Below are 26,978 nucleotides of genomic sequence, written 5' to 3' on the forward strand. Positions count from 1 at the left end.
GGATGATCCCTGGCGCCTGAAGGCTGTTCCACCGCCTGCCCGGCGCGCCCGGGCGGGGCGCCGCGAACCACGCGGCCGAACGATGTGTCCGCACCCATCAATCGCGCCGGGCGATTGTTTCAAGCGTGTGTCGGCGTTGGACCGACTCAGTGGGAGTGACGATCCTGCGGGCAGAACAACAACGGCCCCGACGATGTCCGCGACCACCGCCAAAGCAGCAGCACCACGCCTCGCCCCGTCCCACGGCCTCGCGCGCGTCGGGCCTGGCGTGGCGCTCTGCGCCGCGGTGGCCATGGCGGCGATCGGGCTGGAACACGCGGAGGCGGCGGCCTTCGGGCGCGCCTGGCTGGAAGCCCTGGTGCTGGCGATCCTGCTCGGCACCGCCGTGCGCACCGCCTGGACGCCGGGCGCCACCTGGAAGCCCGGCATCGCCTTCTCGGCCAAGATGCTGCTGGAGATCGCGGTGGTGCTGCTCGGCGCCTCGGTGAGCGCCGCCACGGTGATCGCGATGGGGCCGGGGATGCTGCTCGCCATCGCGCTGGTGGTCGCGGTGTCGATCCCCCTCAGCTACGGCCTGTGCCGCGCGCTGGGGCTGCCGCGGCGCATGGCGGTGCTGGTGGCCTGCGGCAACTCCATCTGCGGCAATTCCGCCATCGCGGCGGTGGCGCCGGTGATCGGCGCCGACAGCAAGGACGTGGCGGCCTCGATTGCCTTTACCGCGGTGCTGGGCGTCGCCGTGGTGCTGCTGCTGCCGGTGCTGGCGCCGCTCCTGGGGCTGAGCAACACGCAGTTCGGCGTGCTGGCCGGGCTGACGGTCTATGCCGTGCCGCAGGTTCTGGCAGCGACCGCGCCGGTGGCCGCCATCAGCGTGCAGGTGGGCACCCTGGTGAAGCTGGTGCGCGTGCTGATGCTGGGCCCGGTGGTGCTGGTGCTGTCGCTGCTCGCCCCCCGGCTGCGCGAGGCCGGCGAGGTCGGCGCGCCGGCCGTCGCCGCGGGGGACCGACCGCGCGCCGCGCGGCCGCCGCTGCACCGGCTGGTGCCGTGGTTCATCCTGGGCTTCCTGGGGATGATCGCGCTGCGCTCGCTGGGCCTGATCCCGGCCGTGACGCTGGCCCCGCTCGCCACCGCCGCCACGGCGCTGACCGTGGTGTCCATGGCGGCGCTGGGGCTGGGCGTGGATGTGCGCACCGTGGCGCGGGCCGGCGGCCGCGTCACCGGCTCGGTGGTGCTGTCGCTGCTGGCGCTGGGCGCGATCAGCCTGCTGCTGATCCGGCTGCTGGACGTCCACTAGCCGCCGCCTCGCCCACCTGGGCGAGCAGCGCCCGGGCGGCGCGGCCGAGGCGCCGGTCGCGGTGCCACAGGGCGCGGAAGGGGCGCTGCGGCAGAACCAGCGGAACGTGGTGCAGCAGCCCGGCCTCGATCGCCGGCGCCGCCACCGAGGCGGAGATCACCGTGGCCCCCATGCCGGCCTCCACCGCGGCGCGCACCGCCTCGTTGGCCGGCAGTTCCAGCGCCACCTGCAGCGCCGCCGGGTCGGCACCGGCCTCGCGCAGCGCCGCCTCGAAGGCCGAGCGGGTGCCCGAGCCCGCCTCGCGCAGCACCCAGCCGGTGCCGGGGGCCAGCGCCGCGATATCGGCCGGGGGGTGCCTGACCCAGGGATGGCCCGGCCCCACCACCAGCACCAGCTGGTCCGTCGCGACCTCGCGCGCCAGCAGCGCCGGGTCGTCGAATTCGCCTTCCACGAAGCCGATCTCCACCGCGCCGTCATGCACGGCGGCGGCCACCTGGGTGGTGTTGCCGATCCCCAGGCGGACCTCCACGCCCGGGTGCACGGCGCGAAAGCCCACGAGGTGGCGGGGCAGCCAGTAGCTGCCGATCGTCTGGCTCGCCATCACCGAGAGCGTGCCGCGCACCAGCCCGCCGAGCTCGGTCAGCGCCCGCTCCGCCGCCTCGACGTGCGCCAGCACGGCGCGGGCCTCGGGCAGGAAGGCGCGGCCTTCCTCCGTCAGCTCGATGCCGCGGCCGACGCGGTGGAACAGCTTCACGCCGTGGCGCGCTTCCAGCGTGGCCACCGCGGCGCTGGCGGCCGACTGCGCCAGGTTGAGGGCCTGGGCCGCGCGGGTGACGTGCTGACGCTCCGCCACCGCCACGAAGACCCGCAGCTGCTCGAGCGTCATGGGCGGGGTGGTTCCTCGAAACCAGGAGCGCCGGGACGCCGGCGCCGGGGGCGGCGATTGTTCCGCAACCCGTTGCGCGAAGCCAGGGGCGCGAAGCCAGGGGCGCGAAGCCAGGGGCGCGAAGCCAGGGGCTGACGCCGCGCCCCGCCAGGCTTCCACCCGGCAGGAAGGCCGCCATGGCCAGCGGCACGGGGTGGGGCGGCACCGTGCGATGCGGGGTGGTGCGGTGTTCACGGCGCGGTTCCGGGGCGATCCCAGAACAAGGCGTCGCCGGCCGTGGCGGGCGCCGGGGCGCGCCGGTCAGCCGCCCGTCAGAGCCCGCCCATCAAGGCGCGCCCCTCAAAGCCCCTGGTCTTCCGGCATGTCGCGGCCGACCGAGCGGGCGCGCGGATCCAGGAAGCAATGGAGGATCGCGGGCTTGCCGGACGCCACGGCGCGCTCGAAGGCGGGGGCGAATTCCTCGGTGCGGCGCACCGTTTCGCCGTGGCCGCCGAAGGCCTGGGCATAGGCGGCGAAATCCGGGTTGCGCAGCCGCGTCGCCGAGATGCGGTTCGGGTAGTCGCGTTCCTGGTGCATGCGGATCGTGCCGTACATGCCGTTGTCGATCACCACGATCATGACCGGGATGTCGTGCTGCACGGCGGTGGCGAATTCCTGGCCGGTCATCAGGAAGTCGCCGTCGCCCGCGATGGCGAGCGCGATGGCCTCGGGGCGTTCGCGCTTGGCCATGATCGCGGCCGGCACGCCGTAGCCCATGGAGCCCGAGGTCGGGGCGAGCTGCGTGCCCAGCTGCCGGAAGCGGTAATGGCGGTGCATCCAGCCGGCGAAGTTGCCGGCGCCGTTGCACAGCGCGGCGTCGGGGCCCAGGCGGTCGCGCAGCCAGGCCATGACCTCGCCGTACTGGAAATCGCCCGGCAGGGTGCGGACCGGGCCGGACCAGCTGAGGTAGTCCTCGTGGGCGCGCGCGGCCTCGCCGGCCCAGGCGGGGACGGCGTCGGGGCGGCTGTCTTCCAGGGCTGCCACGAAGCTGGAAAGGCCCGACAGGATGCCGAGCGTGGGCGCGTAAACGCGGCCGATCTCCTCGGCGCCCGGGTGGACATGCACGAGTTGCTGCTGCGGCACGGGGATGTCGAGCAGCGAGTAGGAACCCGAGGGCATTTCCGACATGCGGCCGCCGACGAGGAGCAGGAGGTCGGCCTCCCGCACCCGCGCCGCCAGCTTCGGCGAGGGTCCGATGCCGAGGTCACCGGCGTAGCAGCGGTGGTCCCAGGGGAAGTGGTCGGCGCGGCGGAACGAGGTGCAGACCGGCAGGTCCCAGCGGTCAGCGAAAGCGGCGAACTGGTCCACCGCACCTTGCGTCCAGCCCGAAGCGCCCGACGGGCCGCCCAGGATCGCCAGCGGGCGCTTGGCCTCGCGCAGCAGGGCGTGGAAGCGGGCGAGCGCGTCGGGGGTGGGGGCGGCGACTGCCGGCTCGGCGCGCGGGGCGTCGGGCACCGTGGCGGTGGAGGTCAGCATGTCCTCGGGCAGCGCGATCACCACCGGGCCGGGGCGGCCCTGGGTCGCGACGTGAAAGGCGCGCGACACGATCTCGGGGATGCGGCGGGCGTCGTCGATCTCGGTGGCCCACTTGCACATCGTGCCGAAGACGGCGCGGTAGTCGAGCTCCTGGAAGGCCTCGCGCTCGCGCATCTCGGTGCCGATCTGGCCCACGAACAGGATCATCGGCGTGGAGTCCTGCATCGCGATATGCACGCCGGCGGACGCGTTGGTGGCGCCGGGACCGCGGGTGACGAAGCACACGCCGGGGCGGCCGGTCATCTTGCCCAGCGCCTCGGCCATGATCGCGGCGCCGCCTTCCTGGCGGCAGGTGATCACGTCGATCGTGGCGTCGTGCAGCGCGTCGAGCACCGCGAGGAAGCTTTCGCCCGGCACGCAGGTGACGCGGTGGACGCCCTGCCGCTGAAGCTGGGCGACCAGGATCTCGCCGCCCGTGCGCGGGGTGGGGGACGCGGCGACGGCGGTGGGGGCGGGAATGTCGGACATGGGCTCTGCTTTCCTCCGGCGGCGCGGTTGCCTTCGGGCATAGCGCAGGGCGGTGCGGCGGCCAACGGCGTCCGGCGCGGCCGGGCCTCTTCGCCAGGCCCGCGCGCCACGATGTGGTGGCGCGGCTGCGGTGGGGGGAGAACGGGGGTGCCAGAGGTGGAGCCGTGGGCGGTGAGCGAGGTTCCTGATGGAGAGGGCGGAGGCGGGGGAGAGAAGGAATTCTCTCCCCCACACCCCCACTCATCTTTTTCCGGGACGCTGCCGCGGATCTGTGCTGCCGGCGCGGTCAGGCGGCGATTTCGGCGGCGAAGTCGCGATAGCTGCGCAGCGGGCGGCCCAGCAGCGTGGCAAGGCGCCCGGTGTCACCGGGTTCGGGGATCATGCCGTCGGTGAGGAAACGCTCGCTCATCAGCCGCATGTCGTAGGCCATCCAGCCCGGCATGAACTGGCGCAGGTTCGCCTCGAACCCGGCGGTGTTGTCGCCGCCGTAGGCGATCGGGCGGCCCAGCACCTCGGACCAGATCGCCGCCAAATCCGTGCCACGCAGCGTTTCGGGACCGACGAGGTTGATCCGGTCGGGCGGAAGCGGGTCGGGTGACCGTTCGCGGCGGATCAGCTCGATCGCCGCGATCTCGCCGATGTCGCGCGCGTCGATCATGGCGAGGCCCTTGCTGCCGATCGGCATGGGGTAGACGCCGTGCCCGACGACGACGTCCTTGATCGTCACGTCGTTGTTCATGAAGTAGGCAGGGCGCAGGACGGTGGCGTTGAGGCCCATACGCTCGATCATGCGCTCGACCGCGAACTTGCCGGCGAAGTGCGGCACGTTCACGTAAAGGTCGCTGTGGATCACCGACAGGTAGACGATCCGCTGCACGCCGGCCTCCCAAGCGAGGTTGAGCGTGATCAGCGCCTGGGTGAATTCGTCGGGCACCACGGCGTTGAGCAGAAACAGGGTGGACACCCCTGCGAGGGCGCCGCGCAACGCGTCGACGTCGAGCAGGTCGCCCTGGACCACGGTGACGCCCGCCGGGAGGTGGGCCTTCTCGGGATTGCGGACGAGCGCGCGCACCTCGGCGCCGCGCCTGGTGAGCTGTTCGACGACCTGCTGGCCGACCGTGCCGGTCGCGCCGGTGACGAGGATGGTCATGGGGATCACTCCGGGTTCGTGTTGAAGACGTCCCGGAAATAGGTGATCCACGGATGGCCCGGCAGGCGCCATATCTGGACGCGGTGTCTCACTGGTGGAACAGATGGATCTGCTTGCCCTCGCTGATTTCAGCCTGGTGGCCCGGCACGGGGGTTTCGGGCGGGCCGCACGCGCCGCCGGGCGGCCGAAGGCGACCCTGTCGCGCCGGGTCGCGGAGCTGGAAAGCAGCCTCAGCCTGCGCCTGTTCGAACGTGGCGGGCGCACGCTGAAGCTCACCCAGGAAGGACGGGCCCTCCATGAGCGGGCGGGGGCGCTGCTCACCGAACTCGAAGCGACCGCGGCGGCGATCGCTTCGGGAGGGGACAGGCCGCGCGGCCGGTTGCGGGTGAGCGCGCCGCTGCTGTTCGGGCAGACCGCGATGGGGAAGCTGGCCGCCGGCTTCGCGCTGCGCCACCCGGAGGTCCGGCTCGAGGTCACCACGGAGGACCGGGCCGTCGACATGGTGGAGGAGGGCTACGACCTGGTGATCCGGGTGGACCCGGACCCGGATGAGAGCCTCGTCGGACGGATCTTCCTGCGCGACCGGCTGGTGGTGGTGGCGAGCCCTGGCCTGGAGCGCCCGGCAAACGGTTCAGCGGTTCCGGCCGTGGTGCGCGCCGGGGGCGATCAGCCGCGGTCCTGGGCGGTGACGGCACCGGCCGGCGGAGCGCGCATCGCGGTGGAGCCGGTGCTTCAGCTCTCGTCGCTCATCATGGTGCGCGACGCGGTCCGGGCGGGTGTGGGCGCCGGGCGGCTGCCGGTGTCGCTCGTTATGCAGGACCTGGCAGCGGGCCGGCTGGTGCATTGGGGCAACGTGGAAGGGCCGGAGATTGCCCTGTGGACGCTCTACCCGTCGCGGCGGCTGCTGAGCGCCCGCGTGTCCGCCTTTCTCGATTACCTGCGGGAGGCTTTTCCGCTGGGCACGCCCGAGGAGCTGGCGGCCTGTATCGGGGGATGAGGCGGGTCGGGTGAACGCCGGGGCAGCCCCCTCACCTCCACGGTGCGGCTTCGCTCTGCACCGGCCGCCACCGTCCCGCGGCAGCGTCTCAAACAAAGATGAGGGAAAGGGGTCCGGGGAAAGGGAGAATTCCTTCTCCCTTTCCCCGGGGTCGGATCACGAAGGGCGGGCAGGACCCGAAGGCCCCGCCCCGACCGGTTACTCGGCCCCGAAGCCGCCCTCGAAGGCGATCTCGCGCACCGGCTTGCGCGGGCTGGGCATTTCGCGGGCCTGCAGGCCTTCGGGCAGGGTGAACTTGTCGCCCTGCTTGCCGATGGCGTAGGCGGCCTCGACCCGATAGCCCTGCGGCACGTTCAGCTCGGTGAAGGCGCGCTCCAGGTCGAAGCCCACCATGCCGTGCGCCTGCCAGCCCATGCGGGTGGCCTGCAGCGCGAAGTTGCCGGCCGCGGCGCCGGCGTCGAGCGAGTGGCTGTGCGACGGCACCGGCTTGTCGGCGCCGGGCGGCTGCATCAGCGAGTTCGACACCAGGATCACCAGCGCCGAGGCGTTCTTGGCCCAGCTCTGGTTGAAGGGGTTGAGCAGCGCCAGGAACTTGTCCCAGTGGGCGGTGCCGCGGCGGGCGTAAAGGAAGCGCCAGGGCTGCGAGTTGTAGGAGGAGGCGGCCCAGCCGCCGGCCTCGATCATGGTCAGCAGGTCGGCCTCGCTGATCATCTCGTCGGCGAAGGCGCGGGGCGACCAGCGCTCCAGGAACAGCGGGTCGACCGGGTGCTCGGCGGTGCGGGAATTGGCAGTGGTCACGAGGGTTCAGCTTCCTTCGGTGTCGCGGCGCGCCCGGCATCCGGTGGATCCGGTGCCCCCGGCCGTCCGACCGCGTCCCGGCGATCCCGGCCCGTCCGTTCGGGGGCGCCGGGCGCCGCAGTGGCTCCTCCGCCGCGCATGGTGCACTGCGGAAAAATCAGCGGAAGTCGTGGAACATCGTGCCGGCTTTGTCGAGGGGGCGGCCCCCGACCTTCCGACTGGGCTTCCCAACCGGGCTCCCTACTGGGGCTCCCTGCTGCGGCTCTCCGATGAGGGTGTCTGGTGGCGGGTGCCGCTGAGCCTCCAGGATGGATGCCGGTGCCCGGGGCGCGGCGCAGGGGCTGCCAGCCGGGTCCCATGCCGGGGCGCCGCGCCGCGTGGCGGAGGGTTCCGAACTCCGGCCCAGGCCGTGGCGTTGTTCGTGCGAGGGGGCGGCTCACGGGCGGCCCCGCGCGATCCGGGAGACACCAGCATGAGCAACCGCCCACCCGAAGGCCCCAAGGCGCAGCACGACGCCGGGGACGCGCCGGAAGGCTATATCCCCCGGCCGCCCTCCCCCGAGGCGATCCGGGCGGTGAGCGAGGCGCAGGGCGACATCACCGACGAGTGGAGCGGCGAGCCGGCCGAGGGCGGCCAGGGCGGGCCGCGTCGGGCGGGCACGCCCGAGGGCGGTTCCGCCGGGGGCAGCGAGGCCGGTACGGCGGGGGAAACTGCCGACAAGGACCCCGCGCCGCGCTGAGGACGCCGGCGGAAGGGCGGCGTTGCGGATGGCGACGGTTCCGCTCCGCGCTCGGGCGCTTTAAACCCCGGTCCACATGGCCGCTCCTCCGCTCCTGCTCCTCACCGATATCCGGCAGTTCTTCGGCACCACGCCGCTGCTGCAAGGCGCCACGCTGTCCGTCTCGCCCGGCGAAAGGCTGGCGCTGGTGGGGCGCAACGGCTCGGGCAAGTCCACGCTGCTGAAGGTCGCGGCGGGGATGGTGCAGCCCGATGGCGGCACGCGCTTCGTGCAGCCGGGTGCCACGCTGCGCTACCTGCCGCAGGAGCCGGACCTCAGCGGCTACGAGAACACGCTGAGCTACGTCGAGGACGGGCTGGCGCCGGGCGACGATCCGTACCGGGCGCGCTACCTGCTGGAGCAGCTGGGCCTGAGTGGCGAGGAAACCCCGGGCGTGCTGTCGGGCGGCGAGGCGCGGCGCGCGGCGCTGGCGCGGGTGCTGGCGCCGCGGCCGGACATCCTGCTGCTGGATGAGCCGACCAACCACCTCGACCTGCCGGCGATCGAGTGGCTCGAGGGCGAGCTGAAGTCCATGCGCTCCGCGCTGGTGACCATCTCGCACGACCGGCGCTTCCTGGAGAACCTGTCGCGGGCGATGGTCTGGCTCGATCGTGGAACCACGCGGCGGCTGGAACAGGGCTTCGCCGGTTTCGAGAACTGGCGCGACGAGGTGCTGGAGGAAGAGGAGCGCGAGGCGCACAAGCTGACCCGCAAGATCGCGCGCGAAGAGGACTGGCTGCGCTACGGCGTGACGGCGCGGCGCAAGCGCAACGTCCGCCGCCTGGGGCAGCTGCATGACCTGCGCAAGCAGCGGCGCGAGCGGGTCGGCGCGCTGGGCAAGGTGAGCATGGCAGCCAGCGAGGCCGGCGGTTCCGGCTCGCTGGTGGTGCTGGCAGACGGGATCAGCAAAACCTATGACGGGCGCGTGGTGGTGGCGCCCTTCTCGACCCGGGTGCTGCGCGGCGACCGCATCGGCATCGTCGGGCCGAACGGCGCGGGCAAGACCACGCTGCTCAACATGCTGACCGGCGTGCTGGCGCCCGATACCGGCGAGGTTCGGCTGGGCACGGGGCTGGAGATGGTGACGCTCGACCAGCGCCGCGCGAGCCTCGATCCCGACATGACGCTGCAGCGGGCGCTGACCGGCGACGACAGCGACATGGTCCATGTGGGCGGCACGCCGCGGCACGTGGTGGGCTACATGAAGGACTTCCTGTTCCCGCCCGAGCAGGCGCGAACCCCGCTGGGCGTGCTCTCGGGCGGCGAGCGCGGGAGGGTGATGCTGGCGCGCGCCATGGCGCGGCCGAGCAACCTGCTGGTGCTGGATGAGCCGACCAACGACCTCGACCTCGAAACGCTGGACCTGTTGCAGGAGCTGATCGCGGACTACAGCGGCACGGTGCTGCTGGTCAGCCACGACCGTGACTTCCTCGATCGCTGCGCGACCTCGGTGATCGCCTCCGAGGGCGACGGGGCCTGGGGGGAATATGCCGGCGGCTATTCCGACATGGTGGCGCAGCGCGGGCACGGGGTGCAGGCGCGGCGGGTGGCGGAAGCGGCGCGGGACGGCGGCACAGGGGGCGGCGCGGCGGGCAACGGCGGCGCGGCCGGGGGAGTCGCTGGGGGAACCACGCCGGGCACCCAGCGCCGGCGGCTGTCGATGCGGGAACAGGAAGGGCTCAAGACCCTGCCCGCGCGGATGGAGAAGCTGTCGGCCGAGCTGCGCAAGCTGGGCGAGATCCTGGCCGATCCTGCGCTCTACAGCCGCGACCGGGCCCGCTTCGACAAGGCCTCGGCCATGATGGCGGAGCGGCAGGCGGAGCTGGCGCGGGCCGAGGAGGAATGGCTGGAGCTGGAAATGCTGCGCGAGGAAATCGAAGGGGGCTGAGCGGTTCTGCCCTCATCCTGCCCACACCTGCCTGCCCCGTGGGGCGCATGGCAGGGTCCGTGCCGCTGTCTGCCCCCGCCGCCCCGCGCGGCGGGGCGGCGGAAGGCGCCGGGGTTCGGGCGGCCGCCGGGCCGCCCCCCTTCTCAGTTCTGCTCTTCGTGCGGGGCTTCGGCGGGCGTGCCGCCGGCCGCCGCGGCCGCCTCGGCCTCTTCTTCCTGCTTGCGGCGGGCCTTGGCTTCCGCCTTGGCATCGGCCTTGGCCTGCTTGGCGCGCTCGCGCTCGGCGCGCTCGAAATTGTAGTTCGGCTTGCGCATGGTTCTGTCGCTCCTCGCTGTTCGTCGCCGCTTTTGGCAGCAAGGCGCCCCGGCTTGAAGAGGTGATCGGGTCTTCCTGCCCCGCTGTCCCTGGCGCCCGTTCCTGGACCATCCCCTTGGTCCCCCCTGCCCCTGGAGGATATGCCCCGGCGATGCCCCCTTTCTTTCGCGGCGCCGGGGCGTGACGCCCCGGGGCGGAGGTCGCACACTGCCGGGCATGACCTTACAGCCCAGACGGCGGCCGCGATGCGGCGGCGGCCGGCGCCTTGCCCCCGAACCACGCGGGGGCGGGCGGGAATGAGCGGGGCAGCCGCCCCGGCCCTTCCGGAACGCCCGCCCACCCCGCCCCTGTGGCTGCTGACGCTGGTGACCTTCTCCGGCACGCTGGCCATGCACATTTTCGTGCCCGCCCTGCCCGCGGCGGCGCGGGACCTGGGCGCCAGCACCGCCACCATGCAGGGGGCGATCAGCTTCTACCTGGTGGGGCTCGCGGTGGGGCAGCTCTTCTACGGGCCGGTCTCCGACGTGCACGGCCGCAAGCCGGTGCTGATGGTGGGGCTGGCGCTTTATACCCTGGCCGGGCTGGCGGCGTTGCTGGCGCCGGGCGCCGGGGTGCTGATCGGCGCGCGGCTGATCCAGGCGCTGGGCGGCTGTGCCGGGCTGGCGCTGGGCCGGGCCATGGTGCGCGACACCGCCGGCCCGCAGGAGGCGGCGTCACGGCTGGCGCTGCTGAACCTGATGGTTTCGGCGGGGCCGGGCCTGGCGCCGGCGGTGGGCGGCGCGCTGACGGCGACGCTGGGGTGGCGGTCGATCTTCGCGCTGCTGTGCCTGATGGGCGCGACCTCGATCCTGTTGTGCTGGTGGCGGCTGCCGGAAACGGGACGGCGGGTGGAGGGCGTGAACGCGGCCTCGCTGATCCGCGACTACGCGCATCTCCTGCGCTCGCCGGTGTTCGGCGGCTACGCGCTGGGCGGGGCCTGCACCACCACCACCATGTACGCCTTTATCGCCGCCTCGCCCTTTATCTTCGTGAACGAGATGCACCGCCCGGTGGCGGAGGTCGGCCTCTACCTCGGCATCATGATCCTGGGCCTCGCGGCGGGCAGCCTGCTGGCCTCGCGGCTGGTGCGGCGCATCAGCATCGACCGGCTGATGGTGGGCGCGGGTGCCGCGGCGCTGCTCGGCTCCTGCGTCTTCCTGCTCGTGGTGCTGAGCGGGCGGCTGAGCGTGCCGCTGGTGGTGGGGCCGCTGGTGCTGGTGGCGCTGGGCTGCGGCATCGCCAGCCCGATGGCGCTCACCCGCTCGGTCAGCGTGAACCCGGCGCTGATCGGCTCGGCGGCCGGGCTCTACGGCTTCGGCCAGATGGCCTGGGGTGCGCTGTGCTCGGCGCTGGTGGGGCAGGGACAGGACCCGGCGCTGAGCGCCGCGCTGATCCTGGTGGGCGGCGGCGTGCTGGGGCAATTGGCCTTCCAGGTGGCCGGACGGTCGCGGGCTTCGGACCGCCCGAAGACGGCGGGCTGAAGGAGTGCGATCTGGGGCGGCTTCGCCCCGCTTCCTGGGCCCGCGCCACGGCGGGGTTCAGCCGGGAAGCGGGGCGCGCAGCCTGCCGGCATAGGCCGTGGCGGCGCCCGCCAGGGTGTCGTCGGAGGCCGTCCTGGCGCCGAAAACCAGGAAGGGCTCCTGCCAGGCAAGGCCGCAGCGATGCGCCGTGGCATGCAGCGGGCGCAGCAGCTCCGGCAGGGGGAACAGATTGGGCCCCGAGGCGGCGTAGGCCTCCGGCCGGTTCCCCGCGGTCGCGGCCACCAGCAGGGGGCGCCCGGCCAGCCTTGCCCCCTCGGTCTCGGCGTTGATGTAGAACATCCGGGTCAGCACCACGTCCTGCCAGAGCTTCAGCAGGGGCGGCGTGGAATACCACTGCACCGGGAACTGCAGCACGATCCGCCGCGCGGCCAGCAGGCGCGCCACCTCCGCCTCCGCATCGATCCGGCCGCCGGGATAAAGCGCGTCGAGATGCACCACCTCCACGTCTGGCAGGGCCGAGGCCGCCCCGGCCAGGGCCTTGTTGGCGCGCGACGCGGCGTAGTCGGGGTGGCAAAGGAGGATCAGGGTCTTGGTCAAGGTGCTGCTTCCGGGGAACAGGGGATGCGCGCCAAACTCAGCCGCCGACCGGTATTGTTCCACTTGATCCTTCGTATGCGGCATGATCGATCCCATGAATGACCTGCGCGGGATCGACCTCAACCTCCTGGTGATCCTGGAAACCCTGCTGGAGGAAGCGCACGTGACCCGCGCGGCACGTCGGCTGGGCCTGTCGCAGCCCGCCGCCTCCAACGCGCTGGACCGCCTCCGCCACCAGTTCGGCGACCGGCTGCTCAGGCGCGAGGGTGGCGTTCTGCGCCCGACTCCCAGGGCCGAGGCGCTGCGGGCACCGCTGGGCGAGGCGCTGCGGGCGTTGCGCGGCGTGCTGAACCTTTCCGCGCCGCCGCTGGCGGAGGCCCGGCAGGTGGTGCGCATCCTGATCGCGGACGCCCCTGCCGCCGCAATGCTGCCCGAGCTGCAGAACCGGCTGACCGCCACGGCCCCCGGCGTGACGCTGGCGCTGCTGCCCTGGGCGGGGGCGGCGGATGCGCTGGCCCGGCTGTCGCGCGGCGACGTCGACCTCGTCGCGTCCGTGCTGCCGCCGCTCGAGCCTCCCCTGCGCGGACGCCTGCTGCTGGAGGAGCACTACCTGGTCGCCATGCGGGCGGACCATCCGGCGGCGGCGGGTTTCGACCTCGCGCAATGGCTCAACCATCCGCACGTCGTGGTGTCCGGCCATGGCGCGACGGAAACGCCGCTGGACGCCCTGTTGGCGGCGCGCGGCCTGTCGCGGCAGGTGGGCGTCGTGGTGCCGAGCTTCCTCCTGGTCGCCCCGCTGCTGGCCCGGTCGGACCTCCTGGCCATGCTTCCGTCGCGCTGCGTTCCGGCGGAGGCGGGTTTCGCGGTGCGGCCGCTGCCGCTGCCGGTCCAGGGTTTCCGGCTGGATCTCGCCTGGCACGAGCGCCGCGCGGAGGATGCGGTGGTGATGCACGTGGCCGGGTTGATGAGCGAAGCGCTGCGAAGCGAGCCGGAGGGCGACGGCGGCCATTGACCGCGCGCGTCCGGAGACGCGCGGACCGGCGGGGCAACAGCCCTCCGGCGGCAGAAGGGCACCGCGCCCGTGGGCGCGACGCGGCAGCGCCCGGGCGATGGTTGCGGGACGGACCCGGGCGGCCGGCCTGCCGATCCTGGCTGCCGGCCGGGAGCCACCGGAACGGGATGCGGAACCTCACCGCTGCGCGCGCAGCCCGGCGGCCACGCATCCGCCGCCCGGCAGCGGCGTTACCCCCTCACGACACCAGAGGAGAGCTGTTCATGGCGGATGTGAGCGCGATCAAGGAGCACATGGAGATCATCGGCGCCGATGGCGGCCATATCGGCACCGTCGACCACGTCGATGGCAACCGCATCAAGCTGACCAAGAACGACAGCGGCGCGGGCGGCAAGCACCACTACCTGCCGCTCTCGCTGATCGAGGACGTGGATGGCGGCAAGGCCCGCGCCTCCTTCAAGGCGGAGCTGGCGCCGCAGTTCTGGGAAACCGACGCCGCGAACTGAGCATCCCGTGGGCGCCCTCGCGGCGCCCCGGAACGCGTGCCCGGAAGCCCGGTGGGGAAACCCGCCGGGCTTTCGTTGCTGCGCGTCGCGGATGCCTTCGCGCTTGGCGCCAAGGGTGGTCGCCGGGCATCGCGGGGTGACGCCATGATCGTCCCCGGGGCGGCCGAAATGTCACATTCGCTCGCGGAGCGGAGCGCCCTGCCTTCCAACTCCGGGAAGTGCCCCTCACTTGCCGGAACTGGTGTGGTGCGATGGAGAACCGGATTGCGGGTGCTGCGGCGCTTCGGGCGACTGACCAGCGAGAGCGTGATGGCCTTCGTCGAGGACAACGCGATGCTGCGCGGGGCGGCGATCGCCTATTACGCGATCTTCTCGCTCGCCCCGATCCTGGTGATCGCGGTGGCCATCGCCGGCTACGTCTTCGGCACCGAGCGCGCGCAGGCCGAGGTCGCCGAGCAGACGGAGCTGGTGGTCGGGACGCAGGCGGCGGAGCTGATCGCCTCCATGCTGAACTCGGCCAGCCATTTCGGCTCGGGCCTGGTGGCGACAACGATCAGCCTCGTGGGCATCCTGGTCACCTCCTCGGGCATGTTCGGGGCGGTCGAGTCCTCGTTGAACGACATCCTGCAGGTGCCGCCGGCGGCCTCCACCTGGTGGGCCACGATCCGCACGCGGCTGATGGGGCTGCTGCTGGTCGGCGCGGTGGGCTTCCTGCTGATCACGCTGCTGATCGCCAACGCGGTGCTGGAAAAGGTGAAGGTCTACCTGGGCATGCTGCCCAACACGCAGCTGCTGGTGGACCTCGCCAATTTCGGGCTGTCCTTCACCATGCTGGCGCTGGCGGTGGGCGTGCTGTTCCGCGTGCTGCCGAACCGCTGGCTGAGCTGGGGCGAGATCGCGGTGGGGGCGCTGGTGACGGCGGCGCTGCTGCTGGTCGGGCGCTACGGCATCAGCCTTTACATGAGCCAGGCCGGCGTTGCCTCGTCCTACGGCGCGGCGGGCACCGTCTTCGTGGTGCTGCTGTGGATCTACTATTCCACGCTGATCTTCCTGTTCGGCGCCGAGTGCGTGAAGGTTTACGCCCGCCACACGAGCGGCGGCCACATCCAGCAGAAGGAGCTGGGCGAGATGGCGCCCGACGAGAAGCCGGAGGAGGGCTGCCTGGGCAGCGTCACCGGCGAACTCGGCCGGCGGGTGCTCTCCCCCGGCGAAGCCGAACAGGCCCGCACCACCCAAGAAACCGCCCTGCGCGAGGAAGTCGCCTGAGGGCGTTTCGCCCCGCCTCAGGCGGCCGTGCCGCGGGGCGCCGCACCGGCCCGGGCCGGCGGTCCGTCCCAGCTGTAGGCGATCTCCTCCAGCGACCAGCCATCGCGTGAAATGGTCTTCCGCAGGCCCGGCCGGCCGCCCATGGCCGCGTAGAACTGCCGGGCCCGCGCGTTTCCGGCGAAGACCCAGAGGCTGAAGCCCGAGAAGCCCCCTTCTGCCAGCGCGGCGGCGCCCTGCGTCAGCAGGCGGCTTCCCACCCCGCGCCGCTGGGCGCGCGCGAGCACGTAAAGGCCGTAGATCTCGCCGCCCCCGCCGAGCGCCTCGTCACGCGCCCTGCCCCAGCCCACGAAGCCCAGGATCTCCCCGCCGGACAGGGCCAGCAGCGCCTCCGCGCCACCTTCCAGGTTGCGCCGCCAGCGCTCGGCGCGCTCCACCGGGTCGAGCGCCGCCAGCGCCGCGTCCGGCAGGAGCCCCCGGTAGCTTTCCTGCCAGCTGCGGACATGCATGGCGCCCAGCGCCGTTGCGTCCTGCGGCAAGGCGCGGCGGAAGGTGAGATCCCCTGGCATGGGTGGAGCGCAGCACGGGCCCGGGCGGGTCGCAAGCGGCGCCGATCTTGGATTGCACCGCAGGAAACGGGGTGCGCCGCCCTGCCCTCGGCTGGTTTCCTCCCGGCATCCGGACGGGGAGGAGCTTACGGAGATGATGTTCAGGTGCGTGCCGGTCGATACCACGGTGGCCGAACGCTTCAGGCGTGAAGGGCGCGACGACCGCGGGGGCGCCCTGCGGCGGATGCGCGCCTCCGGCAGCGGCTTTCCGTGCCGCCACTGCCTGCAACTGGCAACGGAGGGCGAGGAGGTGCTCCTGGGCTCCTACGACCTGCCGCGGCCGCGTGGCATCTACTGGACGCCCAGCCCGATCTTTCTCCACGCCGGGCCCTGCGAGCGGTTCCGGCAGGATGACGTGCTGGCACCGGTCGTGCTGCGCAACCCGCTGGTCTCCGTGCGGGCCTACGACGCGGCGGACCAGTGCCTTTACGCGCTGGGCGAGGTTTGCGATGGCGCGATGGCGGAAGTCCCGCTGTTGCGGGCGCTGCGGCATCCCGACACGGCGTTCGTCAACATCCACACGGCGCGGCCGGGCTGCCTGCTGACCCGGGTGGAAAAGCCCGGCTGAGCTTCGGGAGCGCGGCGGCGTTGTGCGGGCAGAACCCGACCCTTCGTGTGCGGGAGGGGCGTTCCTTTCGCCGTGCCGGGCAGCCGGGGAAGCGGGAACACATCCTGCCCGCAAGCCGGAGCGTCGCGCCAGGTCCACGAGGTCGCGCAGCCTCCGGCGGTCGGCGCATCCTGCCCGGGGGCGCCGTGTCAGGCCTCGGCATCATGTCCGGCAGCGTCGGTTCCGCGTCCTGCCCAGCCGCGCGGGCGTTGCGCCGCCGGCATGACACCGGCGCGTGGGCTGGCAGCGATGCGGGGCACTCCCCATTTCGTGTGGGAAGGGGCTACAAGCGCGCCCGGCGCTGCCTCTCCGCCCCCATCGCCCCCCTCAGTCGCCCCCCTCACTCGCCCAGTGCCGCAGGAAAACGCCCATGGACCAGCATGTTTCCGCCTCCACGCTCGGTCCCGACGCTCTGATCGCCGAGGTGCCCGCCAGCCCGGAGACCAGCCAGCGGGAACAGGCGGGGCGCGAGATCGCGGCGCGCGTGGCCACGGAGGCGGCGCGGCGGCGGGCCTTCGCGATCATCGCCCACCCGGACGCCGGCAAGACCACGTTGACGGAAAAGCTGCTGCTGCGCGGCGGCGCGATCCAGCTCGCGGGCCAGGTGCGGGCCAAGGGCGACCGGCGGCGCACGCGCTCGGACTGGATGAAGATCGAGCAGGACCGCGGCATCTCGGTCGCGACCTCGGTGATGACCTTCGAGCGCGACGGGGTGGTGTTCAACCTGCTCGACACGCCGGGCCACGAGGACTTCTCGGAGGATACCTATCGCACGCTCACGGCCGTCGACGCGGCGGTGATGGTGATCGACGCCGCCAAGGGCATCGAGGCGCAGACGCGCAAGCTGTTCGAGGTGTGCCGCCTGCGCGACATCCCGATCATCACCTTCATCAACAAGATGGACCGCGAGAGCCGCGACGTCTTCGAGCTGCTGGACGAGATCGAGAAGACCCTGGCCCTGGACGTGGCGCCGGTGGCCTGGCCGGTGGGCGCGGGGCGCGGCTTCGTGGGGACCTACGACCTGCTGGAGCCCGGTCTGCACCTGATGGCCGAAGGGTCCAAGGCGGTGCGGCTGAGCGGCCTCGACGACCCGAAGCTCGATGAGCTGGTGAAGCCGGAACTGGCGCAGGAGCTGCGCGACAGCGCCGAGCTGGCCGGCGCCTACCAGGACTTCGACCACGAGCGCTTCCTCGAGGGCACCATGACGCCGGTGTATTTCGGCTCGGCCCTGCGCGACTTCGGCATCGGCCACCTGCTGGAGGGCCTGGCGAAGTTCGCGCCGCCGCCGCGCGACCGGCCCGCCGACAGCCGCACCGTGACGGCGGCCGAGCCGGAGCTGACGGGCTTCGTGTTCAAGATCCAGGCGAACATGGACCCCAACCACCGCGACCGCGTGGCCTTCCTGCGCATCTGCTCCGGCCGGCTGCAGAAGGGCATGCGGCTGCGGCAGACGCGCACCGGCAAGGCGGTGCCGGTGAACGCCCCGCTGTTCTTCTTCGCGCAGGACCGGCAGGTGGCCGAGGAAGCCTGGCCGGGCGACGTGGTGGGCATCGCCAACCACGGCATTCTCCGGATTGGCGACACGCTGACGGAGCGTGAGGGGCTGAACTTCTCCGGTGTGCCGAGCTTCGCACCGGAAATCCTGCGCCGCGTGATGATCGACGACGCCATGGCCGGCAAGAAGCTGCGCACGGCGCTGGAGCAGCTGGCCGAGGAAGGCGTGGTGCAGCTGTTCCGCCCCCTTGACGGCACGCCGCCGGTGGTGGGCGTGGTGGGTGCCCTGCAGCTCGACGTGCTGGCGGCGCGGCTGGTCGCGGAATACGGGGTGAAGTCGCGCTACGAAGGGACGCCCTGGGGGCTGATGCGCTGGGTGGCGGCGGACGACAAGGCGGCGGTGGAGCGCTTCCGCCGGAGCATCCCGCACGACATCGCCGAGGACCATGACGGCGCGCTGGTGGCCTTCTTCTCCTCCGACTGGCGGCGCAACCGGGCGGCGGAGGACTTCCCGGAGCTGCGCTTCCTCGAGGTGCGAGAACAGCACGGGCTGGCGCCCGCCGAGTCGCGCTAAGGGAAACCGCCTTCGTGGCGACGGGAACACAGGTCTGGCGCCGCCCTGACACCTCATCGGTGCCGCACCAAGGTCCGGAAAGACCGCGGCCGTGCTTCCGGACAGGCTGAAGGTGGCCTTTCAGGGCCGCCTCGGGGCGTTTCCGGCGTCCTAAAGGCCGACTCGCTCACGGGTGTGGCATCGACCTGTGACCGGAAAGCAGCAACGCTCGCGAAGATGTTGAAACGGAGGCGGAAAGCAGCCACCGCGAAGGCTCGAATTGCGTTATGCTCATCAGCCTGAGGAGGCGATAATGGTGAGGCTTCGGGGTATCCTGGTCTGCGGTGCAGCAAGTCTGCTGCTGTGCGGCATGTCCATGGCGGCGTCGGCCCAGCCGGATGGCTCGGTGGTCGAGATGACGCGTCCCCGGCTGGAGATGGGGCCGCGCGGCGGCGACCATTCCGGGCAGCTTCGCCGCGGCGAGGCCGGGCTGATGGTGGGCCGCCGTCCGGGCGACCAGATGGCCAACGGGGCGGAATACGACCCGGGCGAGCCGCTGGCGGCCAGCAGCACCCTCCCCGTGGGCTCCACGGTGCGGATCACCAACCTCGACAACGGCACCGTGACCATGGTGCAGGTGCAGGACGTGATGCCGCGCGGCATCGACCACCTGATCGACCTGAGCAACGCCAGCGCGCGGCTGATCGGCATGACCACGGCCGGGGCGCGCGTCGAGGTAGCACCCCTGGCGGTGCCGCAGCCCGACGGCACGATCCGCCTGGGCCAGGGCACCGGTCTCGCCGGCCAGCGCGCCGTGCCGGTCAACGGCGCGCCGCGCCCGCGGACGGGTGAGCGGGGCTGAAGTTCGCTTTCCCCGGCCGCTTAGCCGGGAGTTTCTCGGATGGCGGCGGTGCGCTCCTGTTCTGAGGTGGGCTGGTGTCCGTCGTCCCGGTGAGGGGAGAAAGAATTCTCCCCCTCCCCGGACCCCTCCCCCTCATCTTTCTTTGAGACGCTGCCGCGGGAACGTGGCTGACGCTGTGCGCTCCGGCTCATCGAGCCGGAGCGAGGGACGTCGCGGCACGCGCTGACAGGAAGCTCAATTCCTTTTCAGCAGCATCGGCGGCCGCCGTACCGCGACCACCCGACCACTGCCCAGCGGCAGCGTCCCGAAAAGAGATGAGTGGGGGTTTGGGGGAGAGAATTCCTTCTCTCCCCCAAGGACAGAGCCGCGCCCGGCTGCCCTGACGGCGCTAGGCCCACTCGCCGCGGCGCATCACCGGTTCGGCCGTGCCGTCGGCGCTGATGCCGTCCACGTCCACCTCGGCCGAGCCGATCATCCAGTCGATATGGATCAGGCTCTTGTTGCCGCCCTGGCGCACGAAGTCCTCGTCGGTGAGGTTCGCGCTGTCGGTGAAGCAGGTCTTGTAGGCCTGGCCGAGCGCGATGTGGCTGGCGGCGTTCTCGTCGAACAGGGTGTTGAGGAACAGCAGCCCCGAGCGCGAGATCGGCGAGGAATGCGGCACCAGCGCGACCTCGCCCAGGCGGCGGGAACCTTCGTCGGTGTCGAGGACCTTGCGGAGCACTTCCTCGCCGGTGCGGGCCTGGGCGTCCACGATGCGGCCGTCCTCGAAGCGCACGGCGATGTCCTGGATCAGCGTGCCGCCGTAGGAGAGCGGCTTGGTGGAGCGGACATGCCCCTCGACCCGCAGCGCGTGCGGGGTGGTGAAGACTTCCTCGGTCGGGATGTTGGGATTGCAGGTGATGCCGTTGCGGGCGAGCTCCGCCCCGCCCAGCCAGGCATGGCCGTCGGCCAGCCCGACCTGCAGGTCGGTGCCGGGGCCGCGGAAGCGCAGCGCCGCGTAGCGCTTGCCGTTGAGGTGCCGGGTGCGGCCCTGCAGCGCGGCGTTGTGGGCGGCCCAGGCGGCGACCGGATCGGCCTCGTCCACGCGGGAGGCGGCGAAGATGGCGTCCCAGAGCTTCGCTTGCGCCTCCTCCGCCGGCAGGTCGGGGAAGACGGCCTTGGCCCAGGAGGGCGTGGCGTAGGAGGCGATGGTCCAGTTGATCGAGAAGGACACGATCCGCTCCAGCGCCGGCAGGTAGGCCTTCGAGCGGGCGCGGTTGGCGCGCGCCACCTTGTCCGGGTCCTGCCCGGCCAGGAGGTTCGGGTCCTCGCCGGCGATGGCCAGCCGCGCGGCGTTGCCGGCATAGGCCTTGCCCATGCCCTCGAAGAGCCAGGGGGTGGAGGTGTCGAAGGCGCCGTCGGGCGCGTGGCGGAAGCGCATCAGCGTCGCTTCCTCGTCGCTGAGAAGCGTCGTCACGAGCGAAGCGCCGGCGCGGTAGGCGTGTTCGGTGATGCGGCGCACCAGCGGCAGCGCTTCCACCGGGGCGGTCATCAGCAGTTCCTGGCCCTCACGCAGGCCCAGGCCGACGCGCACGGCGACCTCGGCCAGGCGGTCGAGGCGGCGGTCATGGGGTTCGGTCATCGGGTGGCCCTCCGGTTTGTCGCGAGTCGTGGTCACCAAAGAGCGCCCCCGCGCGCCGCCCGCAAGTGCGTCGCCCGGCATCCTCCCGCAGGCGTGTAGCGGCGGGTGGCGCCCGGAAGGGTGCACAGCGGACAAAGCAGCGGCAGGTTCTGCGTGGATTTCGTGCCACGGCCGGCTGGAAGCGTCGATGCGCCGACGCCAGGCGTTATGGGGTGCAGCGAATCGGCCTCGCGTCGTGCCAGCATCGGTCACGGCAGCTTGTCTGGACGGGCCCCGCGCCGCGTCGAAACTGTTTGAATTCGCCTCGGCAGGGCCACTACGCTTCCAGGCTGGGCGCATCCGCTCTTTCGCAATTCGATGCTGTAATTTCTTGTTTCACCCGCTTCGCGAGACGAGGCGGCACACGATCTTCTCTTGTTATTGCAGCGACCTCCCGCCCGGGCGCATCTGCTTTCCTTAAGACCGGGGTTTGATCAGTCCAGCGACCTTTCACCTTCAGCCGGCAGTTACGACGCATCAGCACCCCGCCACCACTCACTCGTGAGGTTTCCATGGCTCCGCTCGATGACATCTTCACGCTCCACACCTCGCTGCGCGAAGGCCGCCGCGAAGAAGAGATGAGCCTGGCCGAGTTCCTGGAAGCCTGCCGCGACGACAGCGGCTGCTACGCCTCGCCGGCCGAACGGATGCTCAAAGCGATCGGCGAGCCGGAAACGGTGGACACCGCGAAGGACGCGCGCCTGGGGCGCGTGTTCATGAACCGCACCATCCGCGTCTACCCCGCCTTCTCCGAGTTCTACGGCATGGAGGAGACGGTGGAGCGCATCGTCGCCTTCTTCCGCCACGCGGCCCAGGGGTTGGAGGAGCGCAAGCAGATCCTCTACCTGCTGGGACCGGTGGGCGGCGGCAAGTCGTCGCTGGGCGAACGGCTCAAGGCGCTGATGGAAAGCGAGCCGATCTACGTGCTCAAGGCCGGGCGCGACCTCAGCCCGGTGTTCGAGAGCCCGCTCGGCCTGTTCGACCCCACCACCATGGCCGAGGTGCTGGAGCGCCGCTACGGCGTGCCGCGGCGCTACCTGTCGGGGCTGGCCAGCCCCTGGGCGCTGAAGCGGCTGGAAGAGTTCGGCGGCGACCTGCAGCGCTTCCGGGTGGTGAAGCTCTACCCGTCGCGGCTGAAGCAGATCGCGATCGCCAAGACCGAGCCTGGCGACGACAACAACCAAGACATCTCGGCGCTGGTCGGCAAGGTCGACATCCGCAAGCTGGAAATGTTCTCGCAGAACGACCCGGATGCTTATGGTTTTTCCGGCGGGCTGAACCGGGCGAACCAGGGCCTCCTGGAATTCGTCGAGATGTTCAAGGCGCCGATCAAGATGCTGCACCCGCTTCTCACCGCGACGCAGGAAAGCAACTACCTCGGCACCGAGAACATCGGCGCGATCCCGTTCAACGGCATCATCCTGGCGCATTCCAACGAGGCGGAGTGGCAGAGCTTCCGCAACAACCGCACCAACGAGGCCTTCCTGGACCGCGTGAACGTGGTGAAGGTGCCCTACTGCCTGCGGGTGACGGAAGAAACCAGGATCTACGAGAAGCTGATCAGCGGCTCGGCGCTGACGGAAGCGCCGCTGGCGCCGCACACGCTGGAAATGCTGGCACGCTTCGCGGTGCTGTCGCGCCTCAAGCCCCACGCCAATTCCCGGCCCTTCACCAAGATGCGGGTCTACGACGGCGAGAACCTGCGCGAGACCGATCCCAAGGTGAAGACCATGCAGGAATACCGCGACGCCGCCGGCGTGGACGAGGGCATGGACGGGATCTCGACCCGTTTCGCCTACAAGGTGCTTTCGGCCACCTTCAACCATGACCCGACCGAGATCGCGGCCGATCCGGTGCACCTGATGTACGTGCTGGAAAACACCATCAAGCGCGAGCAGTTCCCGGCCGAGGTGGAGCAGAACTACCTCACCACCATCAAGTCGGAGCTGGCCTCGCGCTACGCCGAGTTCATCGGCAACGAGATCCAGAAGGCCTATCTCGAGAGTTACCACGACTACGGCCAGAACCTGTTCGACCGCTACCTCGACTACGCCGATGCCTGGATCGAGGACCAGGACTTCAAGGACCCGGACACGGGGCAGATGATGAACCGCGAGCTGCTGAACGCCGAGCTGACCAAGATCGAGAAGCCGGCAGGCATCGCCAACCCCAAGGACTTCCGCAACGAGGTGGTGAAGTTCGCGCTGCGCACGCGGGCGCAGAACGGCGGCCGCAACCCGTCCTGGACCTCCTACGAGAAGATCCGCGACGTGATCGAGAAGCGCATGTTCTCCCAGGTCGAGGACCTGCTGCCGGTGATCTCCTTCGGCTCCAAGAAGGACGGCGACACCGAGCGCAAGCACAACGACTTCGTGGAGCGCATGGTGTCGCGCGGCTATACCGAGCGGCAGGTGCGTCGGCTGGTGGAGTGGTACATGCGCGTCAAGCAGTCGGCCTGAAGGAAAGGAACACGGGAGAGAGGGGGCGGCGCGACTTGGACATCATTGATCGGCGGCCCAACCCGCACGGCAAGAACCTGGAGAACCGGCGCCGCGTGCTGTCGCGAGCCCGGTCCGCCGTGGTGCGCGCGGTGCGCGAGGCGGTGGATGGCGGCACGCTGCGCGAGGTCGGCAAGGAGGGCGAGGTGGTCACCATCCCGGCCGGAACCCTGCATGAGCCGTTCTTCCACACCACCTTCACCTCCGGCACGCGGGAGCTGGTGCTGGGTGGCAACCGCGAGTTCTCGGTGGGCGACCGCATCAAGCGCCCGCCCGGTGGCGCCGGCGGCGAGGGCGGCGCCGGCTCGGGGGCCGGAAACGGCGACGGGCAGTCGGAGGACAACTTCCGCTTCGTGCTCAGCCGCGACGAGTTCCTGGAGCTCTTCTTCGAGGACCTGGAGCTGCCGGACCTGGTGAAGTCGCAGGTGGTGGACACGGAAACCGTGACGCCGATGCGCACCGGCATCAGCACCGACGGCGCCCCTTCCGCGCTCGACATGGGGCGCACCATGCGCCAGTCGATGGCGCGGCGCATCGGTCTCCGGCGCCCCAAAACCGACGAGATCCGGGCGCTGGAGGCCGAGATCGAGGCGCTGGAGGGGGCCGGCGGCGACAATGCCGAGCGGTTGAGCATCCTGCGCGAGGAGCTGGCCAACATGCTGCGGCGCCTCGGGCGCATCGCCTGGGTCGATCCGGTGGACCTGCGCTACCGCCGCTTCAGCCCGGTGCCCAAGCCATCGGCGCGGGCGGTGATGTTCTGCCTCATGGACGTGTCGGGCTCCATGACCGAGGCGATGAAGGACCTGGCCAAGCGGTTCTTCCTGCTCCTCCACGTCTTCCTGGAGCGGCGCTACCAGCGCGTCGACCTCGTCTTCATCCGCCACACCGAGCAGGCGGAGGAGGTGGACGAGAAGACCTTCTTCACCGACCCGCGCACCGGTGGCACGGTGGTGTCCTCGGCGCTGGCGGAGCTTCTGCGCATCCAGCGGGAACGCTACCCGGCGGATGCCTGGAACATCTACGCGGCGCAGGCTTCGGACGGGGACAACTACTCCGGTGATACCGCGCGCACCGTGGGGCTGCTGGAAGGCGAGATCCTGCCGATCGTGCAGTATTTCGCCTATATCGAGGTCGGCGGCTCCGGCGCGCTGATCCGGGGCGAGAGCGACCTGTGGCGCGGCTACGCCCCGGTGGCGGAGCGGGTGCCGCAGCTGCAGATGCGGCGCGTGGGCGAGCGGCGCGACATCTTCCCGGTGTTCCGCGACCTGTTCGGCAAGCGGCCCGCCACTGCGGCGGGCTGAGGGGGAGATCGCCCATGGGTGCCGAGCTGCTGTTCACCGGCAATGACTGGGACTTCGCGACGCTGCGCCGGTCCTACGACGCGATCGAGCGCATCGCGGAGGAGGAGCTGGGGCTGGAGGTCTACCCCAACCGCATCGAGGTGATCACCGCGGAACAGATGCTCGACATCTACACCGCGCACGGGATGCCGCTGACCTATCGCCACTGGTCTTACGGCAAGCGGTTCCTCCAGCACGAGACCAGCTACCGCAAGGGCTATACCAGCCTGGCCTACGAGGTGGTGATCAACTCCAACCCCTGCATCTCCTACCTGATGGAGGGCAACACCGCCACGATGCAGGCGCTGGTGATCGCCCACGCCGCCTTCGGCCACAACCACTTCTTCCGCAACAACTACCTGTTCCGGCAATGGACCGAGGCTTCGGCGATCCTCGACTACCTGGAATTCGCCCGCGCCTTCGTCGGCCGCTGCGAGGACCGCTACGGCGTGGCGGCGGTGGAGCGCGTGCTGGACGCGGCACATTCCCTGTCGCACCACGGCGTCCACCGCCACGGCGGCACGCGGCAGCTGAACCTCGAGACCGAGGAAAAGCGCCAGCGCGAGCGGCGCGAACATGACGAGCGGATGTTCAACGACCTGTGGCGCACCGTGCCCACCGGCAAGACGGCCACCGGCGTCGACCCGGTGGTGGAGCGGCGCCGGCGGCTGGGGCTGCCGGAGGAGAACCTGCTCTACTTCCTGGAAAAGACCTCGCCGCGGCTGCAGAGCTGGGAGCGCGAGATCATCCGCATCGTGCGACTGATCGCGCAGTACTTCCTGCCGCAGCCCCAGGCCAAGGTGATGAACGAGGGCTGCGCCACCTGGGTGCACCAGCGCATCATGACGCGGCTGCACGAGACCGGGCAGATCGACGACGCAGCCTTCCTGGAGGTGCTGCATTCCACCAGCAACGTCGTGATGCAGCCGGGCTTCGACCATCCGGCGGGGGGCGACTTCAACCCCTACGCGCTGGGCTATGCCATGATGAGCGACATCGAGCGCATGTGCCGCGAGCCCACCGAGGAGGACCGGCGCTGGTTCCCCGATATCGCCGGCAACGGCGACCCGATCGGCACGCTGCGCCACGCCTGGGCGAACTACCGCGACGAAAGCTTCATCCACCAGTTCCTGTCGCCCGCGGTGATGCGGCAGTTCAAGCTGTTCCGCCTGCGCGACGACACCACCGAGCCCTTCCTGCTGGTGGACGCGATCCATGACGACCCGGGCTATCGCGAGATCCGGCGCTCGCTGGCCCGCACCTACGACCCCGGCGAGCACACCGCCGACGTGCAGGTGGTGGACGTGGACCTGGCCGGTGACCGGCGACTGATGCTGGAACACCGCACGAAGTCGGGAAAGCTTCTGAACAAGAAGGATGCGGAGCAGACGCTGCGCTACCTGGCGAACCTGTGGGGCTACGAGGTCCGGCTGCAGGAGGTCGACAGCGCGACCGAGGCGGTGCTGGCGACCCACGTCGCGGGGCCGCTGCGGGTTTGAAGGCCGGGAAGCTGGTGCGGGCGGCGGCCGCGATGCTCGTCAGCGCCTCTGCCGTGGTGCTGCCGGCCGGGATGGCGCCGGCCTGGGGGCAGCGGCCCGTCGGGGCGCAGCCCCGGGCGGAGACCGGCCCCGGCCCGGCCGACCCGCGGCTGCGCTGCATGAGCTACGACCTTCAGGTGCCCACCACGCCCGCGCCGCCCACCAGCGCCCCTGCCCTCAAGCGGCACCTCGACCTCCTGGCGGAAGCCGAGCGGCTGCGGGCGCCCGGGGCGGTGGAGGTGGTGGCGATCGGGGACTCCATCGTGCAGGGCTGGCCACCCGACCTGCTGCGGCAGGCCGCGGGAACCGACCGGGTGCTCAACCTGGGCATCGGCGGCGACCGCTTCCAGCACGTGCTGTGGCGGCTGCAGCCGGCGAAATGGGCCATGCTGCAGCCGCGCCGGGTGATCCTGCTGCTCGGCACCAACAATCTCGGCGCGGGCGACAAGCCCTGCGCCATGGCGGCGGGGGCGGAAGCGGTGCTGACGCGGCTGCGGGTGCTCTGGCCCGAGGCGGCGATCACCGCCGTGCCGGTGATGCCGCGCGGCGAGGCGGGCGGCTTCCGCGCCGCCGACCGCGCGGCGTTCAACGCGCTGTTCGGGGACATGCTGGCGCGCATCCCCCACGCGGCGCCGGTGGCGGGGCTGGAGGCGCTGGCGGACCGGCCGGAGGATTTCGTTCCCGACCGGCTGCACCTGTCGCGCGCCGGCTACGAGGCGCTGACGGCGGCGGTTGCGGCGGCGCCCAGGCCCTAGAACGCGCCGGGCGCCCCGG

Annotated in this window: 23 protein-coding genes; 15 read left to right on the top strand and 8 right to left on the bottom strand. The window is 71.4% G+C overall.

The features are described from left to right. Positions 1–193 precede the first annotated feature (193 nt). Positions 194–1,291 (top strand): YeiH family protein, encoded by a 1,098-nt coding sequence (locus ACFFGY_RS03660; RefSeq protein WP_377043027.1) that lies wholly within the window; start codon positions 194–196, stop codon positions 1,289–1,291. Here ACFFGY_RS03660 and ACFFGY_RS03665 read toward each other — a convergent pair. From ACFFGY_RS03665 to ACFFGY_RS03675, 3 genes are all read right to left on the bottom strand, one after another. Continuing rightward, positions 1,254–2,177: a LysR family transcriptional regulator gene (locus tag ACFFGY_RS03665; protein WP_377043028.1), complete on the bottom strand. Its 924-nt coding sequence runs from the start codon at positions 2,175–2,177 to the stop codon at positions 1,254–1,256. The genes ACFFGY_RS03660 and ACFFGY_RS03665 overlap by 38 nt on opposite strands. Positions 2,178–2,516: 339 nt before the next feature. After that, positions 2,517–4,220 (bottom strand): thiamine pyrophosphate-binding protein, encoded by a 1,704-nt coding sequence (locus tag ACFFGY_RS03670; protein ID WP_377043029.1) that lies wholly within the window; start codon positions 4,218–4,220, stop codon positions 2,517–2,519. Positions 4,221–4,506: 286 nt separating this feature from the next. Next, entirely contained in the window at positions 4,507–5,370 is an 864-nt protein-coding gene (locus ACFFGY_RS03675; RefSeq protein ID WP_377043030.1) for an SDR family oxidoreductase, read from the bottom strand. 103 nt (positions 5,371–5,473) lie between these two features. On the opposite strand from ACFFGY_RS03675, the gene ACFFGY_RS03680 reads away from it, so the two are divergent. Further along, positions 5,474–6,367: a LysR family transcriptional regulator gene (locus tag ACFFGY_RS03680; protein ID WP_377043031.1), complete on the top strand. Its 894-nt coding sequence runs from the start codon at positions 5,474–5,476 to the stop codon at positions 6,365–6,367. Positions 6,368–6,565: 198 nt separating this feature from the next. On the opposite strand, the gene ACFFGY_RS03685 is transcribed toward ACFFGY_RS03680, so the two are convergent. Continuing rightward, on the bottom strand, positions 6,566–7,165 hold the full coding sequence (locus ACFFGY_RS03685; protein ID WP_377043032.1) for a nitroreductase family protein: 600 nt from the start codon (positions 7,163–7,165) through the stop codon (positions 6,566–6,568). 472 nt (positions 7,166–7,637) lie between these two features. Here ACFFGY_RS03685 and ACFFGY_RS03690 point away from each other — a divergent pair, with 472 nt between their 5' ends. Beyond that, entirely contained in the window at positions 7,638–7,904 is a 267-nt protein-coding gene (locus tag ACFFGY_RS03690) for a hypothetical protein (protein ID WP_377043033.1), read from the top strand. A 76-nt stretch (positions 7,905–7,980) separates the two neighbouring features. Then, positions 7,981–9,831, top strand: a complete 1,851-nt coding sequence (locus ACFFGY_RS03695; protein ID WP_377043034.1) for an ABC-F family ATP-binding cassette domain-containing protein — start codon at positions 7,981–7,983, stop codon at positions 9,829–9,831. 143 nt (positions 9,832–9,974) lie between these two features. On the opposite strand, the gene ACFFGY_RS03700 is transcribed toward ACFFGY_RS03695, so the two are convergent. Then, positions 9,975–10,145, bottom strand: coding sequence for a hypothetical protein (locus ACFFGY_RS03700; protein ID WP_377043035.1), 171 nt, complete (start codon positions 10,143–10,145; stop codon positions 9,975–9,977). A gap of 297 nt (positions 10,146–10,442) precedes the next feature. On the opposite strand from ACFFGY_RS03700, the gene ACFFGY_RS03705 reads away from it, so the two are divergent. Next, entirely contained in the window at positions 10,443–11,666 is a 1,224-nt protein-coding gene (locus ACFFGY_RS03705; protein WP_377043037.1) for a multidrug effflux MFS transporter, read from the top strand. A gap of 57 nt (positions 11,667–11,723) precedes the next feature. Here the strand turns inward: ACFFGY_RS03705 and ACFFGY_RS03710 are convergent, their stop codons facing one another. After that, the gene (locus tag ACFFGY_RS03710) at positions 11,724–12,263 is read right to left on the bottom strand and encodes an NAD(P)H-dependent oxidoreductase (protein ID WP_377043038.1); all 540 of its coding nucleotides are present in this window, start codon (positions 12,261–12,263) and stop codon (positions 11,724–11,726) included. Between the two features lie 94 nt (positions 12,264–12,357). Between ACFFGY_RS03710 and ACFFGY_RS03715 the strand changes: the two genes are divergently transcribed. From ACFFGY_RS03715 to ACFFGY_RS03725, 3 genes are all read left to right on the top strand, one after another. Beyond that, a complete protein-coding gene (locus ACFFGY_RS03715) occupies positions 12,358–13,275 on the top strand; it encodes a LysR family transcriptional regulator (protein ID WP_377043039.1) in 918 nt (305 codons plus the stop codon). Positions 13,276–13,538: 263 nt separating this feature from the next. Continuing rightward, positions 13,539–13,781 (top strand): DUF2171 domain-containing protein, encoded by a 243-nt coding sequence (locus tag ACFFGY_RS03720; protein ID WP_377043040.1) that lies wholly within the window; start codon positions 13,539–13,541, stop codon positions 13,779–13,781. Positions 13,782–14,027: 246 nt separating this feature from the next. Continuing rightward, entirely contained in the window at positions 14,028–15,047 is a 1,020-nt protein-coding gene (locus ACFFGY_RS03725) for a YihY/virulence factor BrkB family protein (RefSeq protein ID WP_377043041.1), read from the top strand. 17 nt (positions 15,048–15,064) lie between these two features. On the opposite strand, the gene ACFFGY_RS03730 is transcribed toward ACFFGY_RS03725, so the two are convergent. Further along, the gene (locus ACFFGY_RS03730; protein WP_377043042.1) at positions 15,065–15,613 is read right to left on the bottom strand and encodes a GNAT family N-acetyltransferase; all 549 of its coding nucleotides are present in this window, start codon (positions 15,611–15,613) and stop codon (positions 15,065–15,067) included. Between the two features lie 133 nt (positions 15,614–15,746). Between ACFFGY_RS03730 and ACFFGY_RS03735 the strand changes: the two genes are divergently transcribed. The 3 genes from ACFFGY_RS03735 to ACFFGY_RS03745 all read left to right on the top strand — a co-directional run bounded on the left by ACFFGY_RS03735 (position 15,747) and on the right by ACFFGY_RS03745 (position 19,168). Then, on the top strand, positions 15,747–16,220 hold the full coding sequence (locus ACFFGY_RS03735) for a DUF1203 domain-containing protein (RefSeq protein ID WP_377043043.1): 474 nt from the start codon (positions 15,747–15,749) through the stop codon (positions 16,218–16,220). A 409-nt stretch (positions 16,221–16,629) separates the two neighbouring features. Further along, positions 16,630–18,327, top strand: coding sequence for a peptide chain release factor 3 (locus tag ACFFGY_RS03740; protein WP_377043044.1), 1,698 nt, complete (start codon positions 16,630–16,632; stop codon positions 18,325–18,327). Between the two features lie 292 nt (positions 18,328–18,619). Further along, positions 18,620–19,168: a septal ring lytic transglycosylase RlpA family protein gene (locus ACFFGY_RS03745; protein WP_377043045.1), complete on the top strand. Its 549-nt coding sequence runs from the start codon at positions 18,620–18,622 to the stop codon at positions 19,166–19,168. A gap of 388 nt (positions 19,169–19,556) precedes the next feature. On the opposite strand, the gene ACFFGY_RS03750 is transcribed toward ACFFGY_RS03745, so the two are convergent. Next, positions 19,557–20,789, bottom strand: a complete 1,233-nt coding sequence (locus ACFFGY_RS03750) for an aminopeptidase (protein WP_377043046.1) — start codon at positions 20,787–20,789, stop codon at positions 19,557–19,559. Between the two features lie 551 nt (positions 20,790–21,340). Between ACFFGY_RS03750 and ACFFGY_RS03755 the strand changes: the two genes are divergently transcribed. From ACFFGY_RS03755 to ACFFGY_RS03770, 4 genes are read left to right on the top strand one after another with little or no spacing between them, the layout of a single operon-like run. Then, the gene (locus ACFFGY_RS03755) at positions 21,341–23,287 is read left to right on the top strand and encodes a PrkA family serine protein kinase (protein WP_377043047.1); all 1,947 of its coding nucleotides are present in this window, start codon (positions 21,341–21,343) and stop codon (positions 23,285–23,287) included. A gap of 35 nt (positions 23,288–23,322) precedes the next feature. Then, on the top strand, positions 23,323–24,627 hold the full coding sequence (locus tag ACFFGY_RS03760) for a YeaH/YhbH family protein (protein WP_377043048.1): 1,305 nt from the start codon (positions 23,323–23,325) through the stop codon (positions 24,625–24,627). A 14-nt stretch (positions 24,628–24,641) separates the two neighbouring features. Continuing rightward, positions 24,642–26,165: a SpoVR family protein gene (locus tag ACFFGY_RS03765; protein WP_377043049.1), complete on the top strand. Its 1,524-nt coding sequence runs from the start codon at positions 24,642–24,644 to the stop codon at positions 26,163–26,165. Then, positions 26,162–26,959 (top strand): GDSL-type esterase/lipase family protein, encoded by a 798-nt coding sequence (locus ACFFGY_RS03770; RefSeq protein ID WP_377043050.1) that lies wholly within the window; start codon positions 26,162–26,164, stop codon positions 26,957–26,959. The genes ACFFGY_RS03765 and ACFFGY_RS03770 overlap by 4 nt, the downstream gene beginning before the upstream one ends. The last annotated feature ends 19 nt before the right edge of the window (positions 26,960–26,978 follow it).

Source organism: Roseomonas elaeocarpi (assembly GCF_042433915.1).
Taxonomy (GTDB): domain Bacteria; phylum Pseudomonadota; class Alphaproteobacteria; order Acetobacterales; family Acetobacteraceae; genus Roseomonas; species Roseomonas elaeocarpi.

Excerpts from the sequence above, each read along its gene's own strand:
- ACFFGY_RS03660 (WP_377043027.1), top strand. The coding sequence starts at position 194 with ATGTCCGCGACCACCGCCAAAGCAGCAGCACCACGCCTCGCCCCGTCC.
- ACFFGY_RS03665 (WP_377043028.1), bottom strand. The coding sequence starts at position 2,177 with ATGACGCTCGAGCAGCTGCGGGTCTTCGTGGCGGTGGCGGAGCGTCAG.
- ACFFGY_RS03670 (WP_377043029.1), bottom strand. The coding sequence starts at position 4,220 with ATGTCCGACATTCCCGCCCCCACCGCCGTCGCCGCGTCCCCCACCCCG.
- ACFFGY_RS03675 (WP_377043030.1), bottom strand. The coding sequence starts at position 5,370 with ATGACCATCCTCGTCACCGGCGCGACCGGCACGGTCGGCCAGCAGGTC.
- ACFFGY_RS03680 (WP_377043031.1), top strand. The coding sequence starts at position 5,474 with ATGGATCTGCTTGCCCTCGCTGATTTCAGCCTGGTGGCCCGGCACGGG.
- ACFFGY_RS03690 (WP_377043033.1), top strand. The coding sequence starts at position 7,638 with ATGAGCAACCGCCCACCCGAAGGCCCCAAGGCGCAGCACGACGCCGGG.
- ACFFGY_RS03695 (WP_377043034.1), top strand. The coding sequence starts at position 7,981 with ATGGCCGCTCCTCCGCTCCTGCTCCTCACCGATATCCGGCAGTTCTTC.
- ACFFGY_RS03700 (WP_377043035.1), bottom strand. The coding sequence starts at position 10,145 with ATGCGCAAGCCGAACTACAATTTCGAGCGCGCCGAGCGCGAGCGCGCC.
- ACFFGY_RS03705 (WP_377043037.1), top strand. The coding sequence starts at position 10,443 with ATGAGCGGGGCAGCCGCCCCGGCCCTTCCGGAACGCCCGCCCACCCCG.
- ACFFGY_RS03715 (WP_377043039.1), top strand. The coding sequence starts at position 12,358 with ATGAATGACCTGCGCGGGATCGACCTCAACCTCCTGGTGATCCTGGAA.
- ACFFGY_RS03720 (WP_377043040.1), top strand. The coding sequence starts at position 13,539 with ATGGCGGATGTGAGCGCGATCAAGGAGCACATGGAGATCATCGGCGCC.
- ACFFGY_RS03730 (WP_377043042.1), bottom strand. The coding sequence starts at position 15,613 with ATGCCAGGGGATCTCACCTTCCGCCGCGCCTTGCCGCAGGACGCAACG.
- ACFFGY_RS03735 (WP_377043043.1), top strand. The coding sequence starts at position 15,747 with ATGATGTTCAGGTGCGTGCCGGTCGATACCACGGTGGCCGAACGCTTC.
- ACFFGY_RS03740 (WP_377043044.1), top strand. The coding sequence starts at position 16,630 with ATGGACCAGCATGTTTCCGCCTCCACGCTCGGTCCCGACGCTCTGATC.
- ACFFGY_RS03745 (WP_377043045.1), top strand. The coding sequence starts at position 18,620 with ATGGTGAGGCTTCGGGGTATCCTGGTCTGCGGTGCAGCAAGTCTGCTG.
- ACFFGY_RS03750 (WP_377043046.1), bottom strand. The coding sequence starts at position 20,789 with ATGACCGAACCCCATGACCGCCGCCTCGACCGCCTGGCCGAGGTCGCC.
- ACFFGY_RS03755 (WP_377043047.1), top strand. The coding sequence starts at position 21,341 with ATGGCTCCGCTCGATGACATCTTCACGCTCCACACCTCGCTGCGCGAA.
- ACFFGY_RS03765 (WP_377043049.1), top strand. The coding sequence starts at position 24,642 with ATGGGTGCCGAGCTGCTGTTCACCGGCAATGACTGGGACTTCGCGACG.